Origin of the sequence: Peribacillus sp. NPDC101481 (genome assembly GCF_044767165.1) — a bacterium.
Taxonomy (GTDB): domain Bacteria; phylum Bacillota; class Bacilli; order Bacillales; family DSM-1321; genus Peribacillus.
Genome location: NZ_JBIWNJ010000001.1, coordinates 281,093 through 295,454 on the forward strand (window position 1 = coordinate 281,093; position 14,362 = coordinate 295,454).

Annotated in this window: 11 protein-coding genes and 3 pseudogenes; 2 read left to right on the forward strand and 12 right to left on the reverse strand. The window is 38.5% G+C overall.

Going from position 1 to position 14,362, the window contains the following annotated elements; all coding sequences use genetic code 11:
- Window positions 1-337 precede the first annotated feature (337 nt).
- Entirely contained in the window at window positions 338-829 is a 492-nt protein-coding gene (locus ACIROD_RS01255; RefSeq protein ID WP_230175854.1) for an Lrp/AsnC family transcriptional regulator, read from the reverse strand.
- A 251-nt stretch (window positions 830-1,080) separates the two neighbouring features.
- On the opposite strand from ACIROD_RS01255, the gene ACIROD_RS01260 reads away from it, so the two are divergent.
- Window positions 1,081-1,995, forward strand: coding sequence for a DMT family transporter (locus tag ACIROD_RS01260; RefSeq protein WP_402937273.1), 915 nt, complete (start codon window positions 1,081-1,083; stop codon window positions 1,993-1,995).
- Between the two features lie 137 nt (window positions 1,996-2,132).
- Here the strand turns inward: ACIROD_RS01260 and ACIROD_RS01265 are convergent.
- Window positions 2,133-2,409 (reverse strand): annotated as a pseudogene (locus ACIROD_RS01265) (DNA alkylation repair protein); the annotation flags it as partial.
- 45 nt (window positions 2,410-2,454) lie between these two features.
- Between ACIROD_RS01265 and ACIROD_RS01270 the strand changes: the two are divergent.
- Window positions 2,455-2,555 (forward strand): annotated as a pseudogene (locus ACIROD_RS01270) (DNA alkylation repair protein); the annotation flags it as partial.
- Window positions 2,556-2,767: 212 nt separating this feature from the next.
- On the opposite strand, the gene sdaAA reads toward ACIROD_RS01270, so the two are convergent.
- The 10 genes and pseudogenes from sdaAA to ACIROD_RS01320 form a co-directional block, all read right to left on the reverse strand.
- Window positions 2,768-4,330, reverse strand: coding sequence for an L-serine ammonia-lyase, iron-sulfur-dependent, subunit alpha (gene sdaAA / locus ACIROD_RS01275; protein WP_363320530.1), 1,563 nt, complete (start codon window positions 4,328-4,330; stop codon window positions 2,768-2,770).
- Window positions 4,331-4,399: 69 nt separating this feature from the next.
- Complete coding sequence (locus tag ACIROD_RS01280) at window positions 4,400-5,581, reverse strand: amidohydrolase (protein ID WP_402937275.1); 1,182 nt, start codon at window positions 5,579-5,581, stop codon at window positions 4,400-4,402.
- Between the two features lie 14 nt (window positions 5,582-5,595).
- Complete coding sequence (locus tag ACIROD_RS01285; RefSeq protein ID WP_402937277.1) at window positions 5,596-6,831, reverse strand: MFS transporter; 1,236 nt, start codon at window positions 6,829-6,831, stop codon at window positions 5,596-5,598.
- Window positions 6,832-6,993: 162 nt separating this feature from the next.
- Entirely contained in the window at window positions 6,994-9,312 is a 2,319-nt protein-coding gene (locus tag ACIROD_RS01290) for a helix-turn-helix domain-containing protein (protein WP_402937279.1), read from the reverse strand.
- Window positions 9,313-9,534: 222 nt separating this feature from the next.
- Window positions 9,535-10,095: an HPP family protein gene (locus tag ACIROD_RS01295; protein WP_260357799.1), complete on the reverse strand. Its 561-nt coding sequence runs from the start codon at window positions 10,093-10,095 to the stop codon at window positions 9,535-9,537.
- Window positions 10,096-10,289: 194 nt separating this feature from the next.
- Window positions 10,290-10,823, reverse strand: coding sequence for a GNAT family N-acetyltransferase (locus ACIROD_RS01300; protein ID WP_402937281.1), 534 nt, complete (start codon window positions 10,821-10,823; stop codon window positions 10,290-10,292).
- 181 nt (window positions 10,824-11,004) lie between these two features.
- A pseudogene (locus ACIROD_RS01305) lies at window positions 11,005-11,300 on the reverse strand (zinc-binding dehydrogenase); the annotation flags it as partial.
- 29 nt (window positions 11,301-11,329) lie between these two features.
- Window positions 11,330-12,508 carry a sulfate adenylyltransferase gene (sat, locus tag ACIROD_RS01310; RefSeq protein WP_402937283.1) on the reverse strand — a complete coding sequence of 393 codons (1,179 nt, stop codon included), beginning with the start codon at window positions 12,506-12,508 and terminating at the stop codon, window positions 11,330-11,332.
- Window positions 12,509-12,576: 68 nt separating this feature from the next.
- Window positions 12,577-13,173 carry an adenylyl-sulfate kinase gene (gene cysC / locus ACIROD_RS01315; protein WP_402937285.1) on the reverse strand — a complete coding sequence of 199 codons (597 nt, stop codon included), beginning with the start codon at window positions 13,171-13,173 and terminating at the stop codon, window positions 12,577-12,579.
- A 12-nt stretch (window positions 13,174-13,185) separates the two neighbouring features.
- Entirely contained in the window at window positions 13,186-14,058 is an 873-nt protein-coding gene (locus tag ACIROD_RS01320; protein WP_402937287.1) for a sulfite exporter TauE/SafE family protein, read from the reverse strand.
- Between the last annotated feature and the right edge of the window lie 304 nt (window positions 14,059-14,362).

A 14,362-nucleotide genomic window follows, 5' to 3' on the forward strand; every position in this document is an offset into this window, starting at 1 on the left:
AGTGCACTGCTTTTTAATCGATCCACGGCTCAGTGCTTAAACTGGTTGAGCAATCCATTTTCAAGAAAAAATATATGGCATACAGTTGGAATTATAAATTTCAAATTTCTAACGCAATGATTTTATCGGGATCGATCATAAGCTTGTATTTCTAGTGATGTTGAGATGTAATTATTGAAAGACATAGTGTACCTGCCCAATTCTCTTGAAGTGATAAGAATAATCTTAAATGACTCGTTCCTTGCGATCCAATCTATAAAGGACTTCATTTTTTTATTTCTTCTTCTACCTTTTCTCTCTCTCTTGTTCTATAAAACACGTTCGATAAAGTGTACTTTTACGAACGGGACTTTTCTTCCCATATAGGTAAAACAGTTGAATATTTAATTTCTCTAAGAGCTAGGCTAGTTTGAATTTTTGTTATGCCTAGTTTATTTAACTTTCTAATAAATATTTCTAATTCCTTCCGATCTTTATTAGCCACTTTTAGAAGATAATCATACTCACCAGTTAAACAATGACACTCTAATACTTCTGACATAGAAGCTAATGCCTTTTCCAAAACTTCCAGTTCTTCAGCTTGATGTATATTTGTACTAATAAAAATGAAACATAATAAATCAAAACCTAGCTTCTCCTGGTTTAAAATTGCTACTTGTCCATTAATAAACCCTTCATTTTCCAAACGTTTTATCCTTGAATGTATAGCTGGGGGAGATAACTTGACACGCTTTGCGAGCTCAGTATTACTTAACTGTGCATCCTTTTGCAGTAAATCTAAAATTTGAATATCAACATTATCTAGAACCTTGCTTACGATAGATTCCACTTATAGTCACTCCTTTTACAAATGTTCCAAAAATAGTATCACTTCAATAGCAAAACAAAATTTAATTCTGTTTATCGGCAATATTCATTAATATTATTCTAAGTTTCTTCTATTATACAAAATAATATATTAAGTAACGATCTAAAATGTTAAAATTATTAATAAATAATTGTAAAAATTGAAATGTCATTGTGCACAATGGCTTCGATCCTTTTACTTAAACAGTGAAAGATGTAAAGGAGCAAAATGAAATGCAATATTATTATTTTTCGTTATTACTTGTAACAAGTTTGTTATGGGGTGGAAACTTTGTCGTTGGAAAGTCGCTTGTCGAACATGCTTCTCCGATGACATTGACGAGTTTAAGGTGGATCATTGCTGTTAGTTGTCTTTTGCCGATTGTATGGTGGAAAGAAAAAAAGATATTTCCTCCTCGAAGTGCAATCCTTCCTTTATTTTTGATGGGAATTACAGGTGTGGTTCTATTTAACCTATTGCAATTTGTAGCATTAGAGAAAACATCCGCGACTAATGTTGGATTAATATCAACATTAAACATGATTTCAATTGCTATTTTTTCATTTTTCTTTTTAAAAGAAAGAATTAATATTCTACAAATGTTTTCTATGTTTTTTTCGCTTATTGGCGTAATACTTGTACTTTCAAAAGGAAATATTGATCTTTTCCTTTCATTACGATTTAATACAGGTGATTTATATATGATGGCTGCTGTATGCGTTTGGGGAATATATTCCGTTTGTAGCAAATGGGCAATGGTAACGACAACACCCATGATGTCTACGTTATATTCTGGTATATTTGGACTTATAGTTCTTCTACCGTTTAATTTTTCCAATTTTACAGTGTCTAATATAAATACTTCCTTCATACAATCTATTTTATATACAGGCGTTATCTCAACTGTAGCATGTATGGTACTTTGGAATATTGGTGTACAAAAATTAGGTACAACAACATCAGGTATTTTCTTGAATTTTAATCCTATTTTTACTGCAATTTTAGCTTTTCTATTATTAGGTGAAAAAATGACGTGGATACAAGGGATTGGTAGTGGTATTGTGATTATAGGCTGTTATTTGTTCTCACATTTTAAAGCGAAGGTGATTTTCAAAAAGAATTCTAGACAATCGCAGATTCAAGCATGATATTTTTTCAATGTCTAAAAACATAATATCTCTCGTGATTACTTTTCTATATATACAAGAAAGCCTGATCCAAGGTGGATACAGGCTCATTTGTTAAAAAAACTTTACGGATAAGGAATAATAAAAAAGTGCTAATTTTAACATCTTACATACTTGCGTTTAAAACCAATCCTTCCTGTTTCGACTTCTTTTTGAATACTTTCGTAAGCTTTTAGAAAGCTGCTTTTTTCTTGTCAGCCTTTGCAGTCTCGACTGCCTTTTCATGGTGCGGCAAATATGAAATCCCCACGGTGTATAGAAAATTATTCATAGCTGATTTCGTTCTGGCGAATCGTGAATTGTATTTTTCACAAGGTCAAGCATATTGGAAATCTTGCTTTCTGAAAATTCAACGTCTAGTTGATTCCCTGAAAGCACCGTCTAGCTGAAGAGCTTTATTGCACGAGGACTTACGATGCTATGTCCTATGCAGGCATTATTGTTGCCCTAAAAGCCATGACAAAGTCGGATTATGATCGTTGGTTTCATATTTTAATATGCTGTCCGATTTAGTAGTTGCTGATATATGGAATTATTATTTTGCACTTCCGTCTTTTTGGAATTTCCCCTATTAAATTTTGCCCTTAAGATTGGCATCATATTATAGACAAAAGGCATTCGGAACGAATTCATTCCGAATTCCGAATGCCTTTTATGAATTTCATTCGCATATCATGCTTTCTTGCATCAGCGAAAATACGATTACGAGCTTAATTGATGATTTTATAGGTAACTACTTAGTTTGAACCAATACAATTTCGTCAATAGTCGGAATCTCTCTTTTTAATAAAGATAAGAGAGTGTCTTCGATTGTATTGTCGATTTCACAAATTGTTATTGCAGCACCATTGATTTTGGAACGTTCATTGGCCATACGGGCTATATTGAACCCCTTTTGATATAGTATTTCCGATAATTCAGCAATAACCCCTTTTTGGTCGGAATGGCGAATAACAAGTGTTGGCCTTTCACCTGAAAATTTAAATGGATACTCATCGAATTCTTGAACCTCCACTTTACCACCGCCTAAAGAGCTGGCCAAAACCTTTACAGTACGTGTGAACCCTGTCAATTCTACGAGAACCGTATTTGGATGGTAGCTTCCAAGCACCCGTTTCGTGAATTCATATTGTAAGCCATTTTCCTCAGCAATTTCCTTTGAATTTGGAATGCCGTCATCCATGGTAGATAACCCGAGCACACCGGCTAAAAGAGCTAGGTCTGTTCCATGGCCTTGATAGGTTTCTGCGAAAGAGCCCATCAGCGAGAACTTTGCATATACTGGATTTTCATTTAGTAGCTGGCGGGCAATATTCCCGATCCGGACAGCCCCTGCTGTATGGGAACTCGAAGGGCCAACCATTACGGGACCGATGATTTCATACGCACTTTGGTATTTTGCCGGCCCACAGCCACTAGTTTTTTCATTTAAAATCTGCTTCTTTAATTTTTGCCCGGTCGGAGTTCCGGCAAGACCGCCTATCCCGGTTTCTCTCAACGATTCGGGCATTTGCTGTCCGACTTCATGCATCACATGGATCACTTCATCCGGCGGGATGACCGAGGCTATCCCGGCTAAAGCCATATCCGCAGCAGCTTGGGCGGTAATTGCATGTAAACCGTTGCGGATGATGCACGGGATTTCCACCAGCCCAGCAACCGGGTCACAAACCAAACCCAATGAATTTTTTAAAGCAATTCCGACGGCATTTCCAACCTGCATTGGTGTTCCACCGGCAAGCTCTACCAGGGTGCCGGCTGCCATTGCGGTTGCTGATCCTATTTCAGCTTGGCACCCGCCGGCTGCCCCTGATATCGAAGCTTTATTGGCAACAACTAAGCCGAGAGCAGAGGCAGTGAATATTGTCTGCACAAGCTGCTCTCGGGTAAATTTCCCGCTGTCAAGTGCGTGAACAAGGACAGCTGGCAAGATTCCCGCTGAACCAGCTGTTGGCGTTGCCACAATCCGCCCCATTGCAGCATTTACTTCTGATACCGCGAGCGCATTTGCTGCAGCATTCAATGTTTTAGGATTGACAAATGAATTACCGTTTTGGGCATACTGATAAAGACGGTTTCCATCCCCACCAGTCAAACCAGTACGCGACATGACTGGACTCATTGTACCTCTGCGGACAGCCTCCTCCATTACAGTAAATTGTTCTGACATTTTTTCGATAATCGTTTCCCTCGAACAGCCTTTCTGTTGTACCTCTGTTTTGATCATCAATTCCGAAATAGTTGAGTTTTCCTGCTCTGCTTGTTCAATTAACTCTTTTAAATTAGTAAATGACATGTGATCACTCCTATAAAGAAGAAGGTTCCCACGCCGCAGGCATAAGAACCGTCCCCTTTTTCCTTTTTTTTACTTCTGCCCAAAATATTCCGCAACCACTGCAGCCATTGCTTTTGCCGCGATGATAAGGCTGTCCTCATTAATGACAAATTTAGGATGATGGTGAGGATAAACTGGTCCATTCTCCGGCTTTGCTCCAACATAAAACATACTGCCAGGAATTCTTTGCAAATAGTAAGCAAAATCCTCTGAACCGGACATTGGCGGTGTTTCCATTAATGCTTTGATTTCAGGAATTCCAGCCTTTTTAATCCCATTTACAACCAGTTCAGTCATGGCATTATCATTCACCAAAACAGGGTAATCATGCGAATATATTAAGTCATAGGTAATGTCAAATTCTTGAGCAAGCCCCGCTAGGATTCGCTTGAATTCCGTTTCCACTTTAGCACGAACTTCACTGGACATGGTTCTAACGTCTCCTTCAAGTTCCACGCTGTCCTTTATGACATTAAATGATCCCTTTCCATCAAACGAGCCAATCGTTACTGTCGCCATATCAAAAGGATTGATTCGGCGACTGACAATCGTCTGGGCTGCTACAACAAAATGGCTTGCTGCGACAATACTGTCATTGCTTGTATGCGGCATCGAACCATGTCCGCCTTTTCCTTGGATTTTCACTTTGAAATATGAGCGTCCGGCCTGCATTTCTCCAGAACGATAGTAGACTTCCCCGGTCACCGACGGGGACATTAGGTGAATACCGAAAATACTATCCACACCTTCCAAACATCCATCTTCAATCATGGCAATCGCTCCACCAGGAGGCGTTTCTTCCGCAGGCTGATGCAAGATAACGACGTTTCCTCTTAATTGGTCTTTCATTTCGATTAATGCTTCGGCTAATATCATTAAATAGGCAGTGTGTCCATCATGACCACATGCATGCATAACACCTGGATTAACCGATTTAAAAGGTACATCTGTCTCTTCCATAATGGGCAGTCCATCAAAATCAGCACGCAGGGCAACCGTTTTACCTGCCAGTCCGCCTTCGATTTTAACTACCACTCCATATCCGCCAACATTTGTCCGTATTATTACATTTTTATCTTTATAAAAATCAGCAATATATTGGGCCGTTTTTTCTTCTTTAAAAGATAATTCAGGATGTTGATGGAGATATCTGCGTATTTCAATCATTCTTTCTTTTTTCTCTTCAAGTTTTTGCATTAGTTGATCTAACATCATTTTCCCTCCTATTATTTTTCTGTTTTAACGGTAAGTAAAACTAGACCGCATATTACTACGGCTATTGCCAAGGTGATAAAAACGATAGAAAACGATCCACCAGCCATGGAAATTAAAGCACCGAATGCCATTGGTGCAATAAAGCCCCCAAGCGTTCCACCCGTATTGACGATCCCAATGGATGACCCAATTACTTTCTCAGGCAAAATTTTGTGCGGCCAAGAGAAAATTCCCACAAAAATAGTGGTTAGTAAAAATGTGAGCACATATAAGAAAGCAATGGAAAGGGCCAAGGAATTTGAGAATACTAAACCAAGAAACAACAAGGATGAAAGGACTGAACATACCATTAACAGTAACTTTTCCTTGCTAGCGAAATATTTTGTCAACAATACACCTGCAAATATGGAGGCTAATGTTCCTCCAATAGCGTTCACTGCCAGAATTATCCCTACCGTACTAATGGATAGTGAAAATTTTGTCTTTAGGAAAGTTGGCAGCCATGACATATTTCCGTAAAAAGCCACATTCGCCAGCAGCATGGCAACGAATAAAATAATTACATTTCGATTAGAAATCACTGACTTAAAACTAACTTGTTTCTTTTCAATCTTCGTTTTGGCAGTTGGTTGGCTATTAGGTACCAATAAAGCAACCATAAGTAACGCAATGGCAAAAAATGTCCCCAGTGCATAGTAGGCATAGTGCCAATTTATGTCAATCAGCCGTGCCCCGATTACAAACGCAAAAATTCCGCCAATTCCACTCGTTGACAAAATGAGCGATTGAATAAAAGTTCGTCTTGTTTTCGGGAAATTTTCGGCGATTCCTTTTGAACAGCTTGGAGGATAGCCTGCATGGCCAATACCAGCCAAGAAACGAATCAAAATAAACATCAATAAGCTTCCAGCAAGGCCAAATGCAAATGAAAATATCGTAATGAGCGAAAGCGAAAGCATCAGTACCTTTTTATATCCAATCCTATCTGCGAGCCATCCCCCAGGTATCTGCATTAACGAATAACCCAAGAAAAATAAACTCATTATCAAACCGGTTTGACTTGTTGTTAGATGGAATTGTTCTGCAATTGGGATAATTGCAGTCGAAATCATGTTTTTGTCCATGTAAATCATGGAATAACCAGCCATTAAAGCTGTAGTCAACAAAACTCCCCCGGTATTCTTTTCCTTTGATACCGAAAGTTTTGCATCGCTTTGCTTCTTAATCGTTCCTTGAGAAACAGACATAAAAGGCTACCTCCGAATTAATATTTATGTAATCGCTTTCTTGTCTTCATTATAATTTTTTTAACTATTTAAAACATTCCAATCATTGTCGAAAACACACTCCATCATTTGCCCTTTTTCATAACTTGGCTTATCCAAACAACAAAAAAAGACCATTAAGTTTTAACCTAATGGCCTAATTTCAAAGAGATGAATGGCATTTAACGTCAAAGTGGATTGTAATAAGAGCTCCGAGGCAATGTTTTCCTCATAGATTTGCAAATCTGGATAGGCTCGCTGCTTGAGATACGCAATGATCTCTTGATCATAGATATACTGCTGATTGAGATTGAGCCAATTAAAGTAAAATGCACCGTTATTTCTATCGAGAATGTATTTGCGAATTTGATAAGTGCCAGAAGGCAGCCCTGAAATCATGATTTTCTTTTCCTTTGTTAAGGAGCTCAAAAAGAAGCTTTCGACAGAATAAGTGGGATTTACATAGGAATTGTTATATATAGCTAATTGGTACCCTTGTTTCCCCTTCGTCAGTATAAAGTCCTCACCTTCGGCTAAAATTTCTTGCCCAATTTTTGCGATAAATTGCATGTTAAAAAACGCCGGACGTTTTATTTGATAATAATAAAGGAGGGCAATTCCATTCATTGCAATATTATCATTATTCATATTACTATTTTCTAATGAATGGGTATCAATCCAAAATCCCAAACCGGAAATCTCTTTTATAACATCAAGCATGTCTTTAAAAATGAGAGCTGATCGAAAAAAAGTTCCACTTAAATTTACTGTATTACCGTAAAGTGTATTCCAGTTTGTCAAGTAAATTGGTGTGCCAGCCAAGCCAGCTGAAGAAAGGTTTGCTTTTAATTCAATACACGACTTTTTTATATAATCTTTTACTCCCTTGAAGGAACTGTTATCCATATCGGTAAAGTCCAATTGTTCATTTGGATTGCAGCTGAAGCACACCAGGTCAATTTGATCCATTTGCTTTAAAAATTCAGTAACAGGGACTGATAATCCGTTTTCTAAGGAAAATGGTACATGAATTCCAACTTTTGCGGTGGAAGCCCTCTTTTTAACAGTTTGAAGGTATTCTTGATAAAAAGTCCGGGCTTTTTGATCCCACTCGGTGAACACCAATTCAAATTGCCACTTCCCGACAAAGTCATCTCCAAAATAACTGACGGCGTGCTGTAAAAAATCATCTAACATCCTTATATAATCGGGGCTGCTTACGACTTCCTTTTCAATCTCAACGCTAATGAATGGAATTAAACCCAGCCTTTGAAATTCGTTAAATAACGCATCAATCTTATAATAAGGCCCTCCTATTTGCAAAAACGGGTCCATTGTCGTAAAAGCGGGAGATAATAGGTTCGTGAAATAGGCATATTCAAAATGAAGCTGCTCCTGAACAAGCTTTAATTCTGCTTGGACTTCTTCATTTAAGGCATATTCCAGCTTTCCAATCACCAGTAATCGCTGGGCTTTATCCCGGACAAGAACAGGCTCTTGCGGAAGATTAATATGTACCGCAGAAACCCCCGATTCTTTCACCGTAACATTTTGGTCCTTTTGCGAAATATACTTGCTCAATTCAATTAAAAAGTCCGGCGAATTCACCAGAGTATATTGTTCGCTTATATTATTTACTTCATGGAAAGGTTCTTTTTTATGAAGACCACGATATTCTGCAGGTGTTTGATTGTACATTTCCTTAAAAGCCTTGTTAAAAGCTTTCACATTTGGAAAACCATTATTTAACGAGACTTTCATAATGGTATGATCGGTATATAACAGCTCATGAACAGCTGATTTCAAGCGGATTTGTTTTATATATTGTGAAAAGCTGACACCAACAGCCTGCTTGAAATAACGGGACAAATAGTATAGGGATAAATATTGCCGTTTGGCAATCTCTTCTAAAGACACTTGTTTACGATAATTTTTTTCAATAAAAGTAAGGATTTCCCTAATTCTTTCATCCTTCATTTCGATAAATCGATTCTGCCCGAGATTTGTGGTTTTGAAATTTCGGATAAGGAGTGTAACTAACTTGTAAATCAGGCTGTTGATTTCAAGTTCACTTCCATCCTGCTCTTGGTAATGTGCGATCAAAATTTCAGCCAAGAGTTGACGGATCTGATCAAACAGAAGATATAGCCCATTATCCTCTTTGGATGAATGGCAGTCGAAATAACACACATGAATATCCTGATAAAGCTGCTCGATGGAATTTAGGGGAATTTGCAGCAATAATACTACATTATCTTCGTGCCCCTTAACGGTATGAACATCATTAGCATTAATTAGCAGGAGATCATTTTCCGCCAAATGCCAGGAATCTTGATTGACGATAACTTCAACTTCTCCCCGAATTACGAAAAGAATTTCTATTCCTAAATGGATATGCTGTGAGTGATGGCGAATATTTTGCAAACTGATTTGATAAGAATCTCCTAATGTTGGTTCAGACATGAACATTCACCTTTTTTAATGGGATTTTACCACTCCCCATCAAGCTTTAGCAAATCATTATCATACGTTATTTTATGTAATGTGATGGTAAGTAAGGTTTTTAATTCTATTAGTAAGAAAAAGCGCAGCTCCCCGCTTATTGAAGTAAAGCAGTTATCAAATAAGTGAGGAGCTATAATACAGTCACAAATGAAGCACCCGTTTGGTTAATATATTAATTTTTCAAAACCAGTGCTTTGGATATTGTCTTGTTTGAAATAAGTTATTATAGATCATCGATATAAAAACTAATAATAAGGTACCTATTACAATTGAAATCAGGAATCCCCAACCAGCCTGAGAATTAATAGAAACAAGGGCACTTGCCGCTGCGGGGGGATGAACAGTCTTTGTGCAGGTCATTATAATCAATACAATAGCCAATGTTAGACCGATAATGAGCAGGCTTTTACCAAAGAAGCTCCAAATGATAAGAGCTGATGTAGTAGAGATAATATGTCCTCCAATAACATTCCGTGGTTGAGACAAGAGACTTTTATGCGCACCAAAAACAATAACACAGCTCGCCCCAAGAGGAGCTAATGCCATAGGGTATCCTAAATGGAAAGCTATAAAACTAATAATGATAATAGCAATGAGCCCACCTATAGCTGAAACAAAGGAATCCATATAATCTATTCTGTCTTTTTCCCTAGCTTCGCCCTTCATTTTCTTTAAATATGCTGTTAAACCTATGTTTTGTTGATTGCTCCAACTTTTTTCAAGACTTTTTTCTAATTCCATAATTTATGTTTTCCTCGCGTTTTCTAAGTAAGTCGACAAATCGACAGGGTTTTTATATATTGGTATCTTACAGGAAAACAATGATTTTTAAAATATATATCTTAATTTTCATTTTTTGTTTTCCATAAAACAGTTAACAACTTCCCTTATATCTGTAAGCATTGCGCGAGTGTTCCTAGTACTTTGTTAATTCATTAAGGCTTTACCGATAATAAAGAGTATAGATTAGTATCAAAAGAAACATCATTTTGGTACATATAATCTCTCAATATCCCTTCTTTTTTGAAGCCTAAATTTGTCAGCAACTTATTGGATGCTTTATTTTCAATAAAAACAATTGCTCCAATACGCGTTAAGTCAAGCTCTTTAAAACCATAGGAAATCACTTTACTGACAGCTTCTGTTGCATAACCTTTGCCCCAATAATTTGGGAAAAGTGCATAGCTCAGTTCTGCTCTCTTATGTTCATGGAACCATTCTTGAAATCCAATCGTTCCAATAATGCCATCCGTTCCTTTCAATTCAATTCCCCATTTAATACCACGTTTTTCAACAAAATTCTTTGAAAAATTCGTAATGATTTGCATCACCTGATCTATATTTGTTAATGGAGGTTGCCCATAATATCGTAATACATCTGGATTGGAAAAACATTTTAATAAATCCAGTGCATCCCCTTCAGCCAATTCTCTCAAGACCAATCGTTTTGTCTCTAATATTGGAAACATTTTTCCACTCCCTTTGCTAAAACTAGATCTATATCGTTCCAGAGGCACACCTCGTTAACACCGTACGTACTACCCTGACATATATCAGACTTATTTTTAAAAAAGGTCAGCCAGGTATACACCGGCTAACCTTATGATTAACGCATCCCTTAGCTTTATAAAAAATTACCTGTTTCATTTATTAGGATTTGCCACTATGTTCCAGTTTCATGGCGACATTTCCCTTCTTGTGTCCTTTCCCTACATATTTATGGGCTTGAACTATTTCTTCAAACTCATAATATCTGTCAATGACCACTACTAACTTCCCCGCTTCAACAAGTTTTTTGAGGAAGTTTAGAGCTTCGGGAGTTTCAGGTGAATTTTGACTCAATATCAGCTTCTTGCCTGTTGTCAATTTAGTCCATAGCATTCGTACACCGGGTAACGGCTGGCAACATTTAGATAAGTTCCGTCCTTCTTCAGCGATTTTATACAAGCATAGGTCTCACCGCGTTTACAATAGCTTACTCGCCTTCATTTATCTTCATGCCTCTAATAAGAACTTCAGCCACTTCAGGACGTGTAAACTCAAGTGGCGGGACAAGGCCGTTCCGGAGCATTTCCCTGACTTTGGTGCCACTTAATATAAACCTATCTTCATCTTTGTGGGGACATGTTTTCAGGGAAGCCATATTCAAACATTTTTTGCAGTAAAAGCTATGTTCATAGAATAGAGGTTTAATGCCAATTTTCAGCGGATCAAACTGGCTAAAAATTTCTTGGGCATCATATGTCCCATAATAGTTGCCTACACCCGCATGATCTCGGCCGACAATGAAATGCGTGCACCCATAATTCTTTCGGACAATTGCATGAAATACTGCTTCCCTGGGCCCTGCATAGCGCATTGCTGCTGGGTATATGGCAAGTAAAACCCTATCCATTGGATAGTAGCCTTTTAGTAAGGCTTGATAGCTTTCCATCCGAACATCCGCAGGTATATCATCTTTTTTCGTTTCACCGACAAGAGGATGCAATAATAGTCCATCAACGGTTTCCAATGCTGTTTTTTGCAAGTATTCATGTGCACGGTGTACTGGGTTCCTCGTTTGAAAACCGACAACAGTATTCCAACCTAAATCCGTGAACATCTTTCTCGTTTCGGAAGGGTTCATATGAAATTCCCCGAATTGCTCATGCGATGACCCATTTATTAAATAAATTGGTCCTGCAACATAGATATCCCCTTGTCCAAACAGCTTTTTAACCCCAGGGTGATTGGGATCGTCTGTTTTATATACGAGTTTTGCTTCCTCCAGTTTATCGTATTCAAACGTTTCTTCCACCTGTATGATACCAGCAAGTTCCCCGTCATCACTGTATAAAGCGATCTCATCGCCAATGTTCAGCCGACTTGCCTCTTCCTTCGTGACAGGAAGAGTGATCGGTATCGTCCATGGCAAGCCATTTGCCAGATGCATATCTTTAATGACACTCCGGTAATCCTCTTTTCCCATGAATCCTACAAGCGGGCTGAACGCTCCATTTGAAATCATTTCCAGATCGGAAACATTCCATTTCGAGATGGTCAGGGACGATAAGGATTTACACTTTTCCATGTATTCCACACGGTCTTTTCCTGATAATTCACGTTGAATCAGTTTCCCGCCATGTGGATCGATACTGGTTCTTTGAACCTTCATTTATAACCCCTCAATCATTTGATTTGGTTTGTTTCATATTCTCTTTTTCAAATTCGGCCATGTCGATGTTAAAGGCCATTATCCTCTAAATAGTTCATGACCTGCTGCACACATTCTTCAATTGTGTATTGACTGGTTTCAATTAGTATCTCCGGATTTTCCGGTTCTTCATATGGAGCCGAAACGCCTGTGAAGGAGGTGATTTCCCCACTTCTAGCTTTCTTGTACAATCCTTTGGGATCCCGTTTTTCGCAGGCTTCGATGGGACACTTTACATAAATCTCAATAAACTCATCCTGTTGTACTTTTTTTCTTACTTCCTCCCTGTCACTCGCATAAGGCGAAATGAAAGTGGCCAACACTACTATTCCGCTATCCACAAATAGTTTGGAGACCTCTCCGATTCGCCTTATATTCTCTTTACGGTCACCAGAGCTGAAACCAAGGTCTTCATTTAATCCATTTCGTAGATTGTCTCCATCTAAAATATATGTCGAAATTCCCATCGCATGCAGTCTTCCCTCGACCATGTTGGCGATGGTGGACTTACCTGACCCTGATAAACCAGTAAACCAAAGAATATAGCTTTTATGTCCGTGCTGAGCTTGCCTTAGCTCTTTCGTAATGGAAAAAGGATGTTGATGGATATTCTCTTGTTTACTCACACTATCTCCCCTTTAATCTTTATGGAACCCCTTTTTGTTGTTCCGGATGACAAATACCAAAGAACCTGCCCACCCGATCAATATCAGCATATATATGACGGGGACCCAATGATGCTGAAGAGACCATGTTGCAAGCAGCGTTCGAGCATTCGTCAAAATGATAAAACCTCCGACAAGGACTCCCAATAAATAAGATGGCAATTTTGTAACGATCCATGCAGCAATCGGGGCAGCAATAATCCCTCCAACCATCAGGGAGGTTACCCAAAACCAGTTCACTTCCTGCCAACCTAATGCAATGAGAAACCCTAGGGTTGCGGAAACAGCAATTGCAAACTCACTAGTGTCAACTGTACCAACCACTTTTCTGACAGGAACACCTTCTTGGGATAATAGGACTGGAGTTGTGATAGGACCCCAACCGCCCCCACCCGTTGCATCTGCGAAGCCCGCTATCAATCCCAAGGTGATTGATTTTTTTCTTGTAAGATTAATTGATTTCTTTTCACTTTTTGTCTTAGACGTTCTTAAAAAGCGGAAAAGTACATACACACCAAGAATCAGCAGAAATATCGAAATGTATGGCTTAATCAGATCACCAGGTAAGTTACTTAAAAAGCACGCTCCTGCAAATGCCCCGATAGATCCAGGTATGATTAATTTGAAAAGTGCCTGGCGGTCGACATTCCCGAACTTCATATGTGAAATGCCTGATGCGGCCGTTGTCACGACTTCTGATAGATGAACGGATGCAGAGGCCACTGCCGGTGCGATTCCGAATGTCAGCAACATCGATGTGGATGTAACCCCATATGCCATGCCTAATGAACCATCGATCAGCTGAGCCAGAAATCCGATAAACGCAAATATAATGAGTTTTCTCATTTTCTCCTCCTACAAAGCATTCCTTTTTTTATAACGTACCTGTTGTCCCTTGTTCTGTAACAACCAATGCACTGACGCTCGTCCACTGTCGATTAACGCAATTAAGCCCTTCCTGACAAAAGCTTTAATTGGTGACAGTCCCTGATTATTAAGGAAAATGAATGATTTCTTTAAGATATGCAAAGAGCTTTATGTATGTTATAGACTCATATATGAAATTGGAAATTTCATTTGGCCACCCTCGAGGTCCCATGATGAAAGCCAGGCCCTTCCAACAACTAAAGAAGCCCCTGTTTTATAAAAA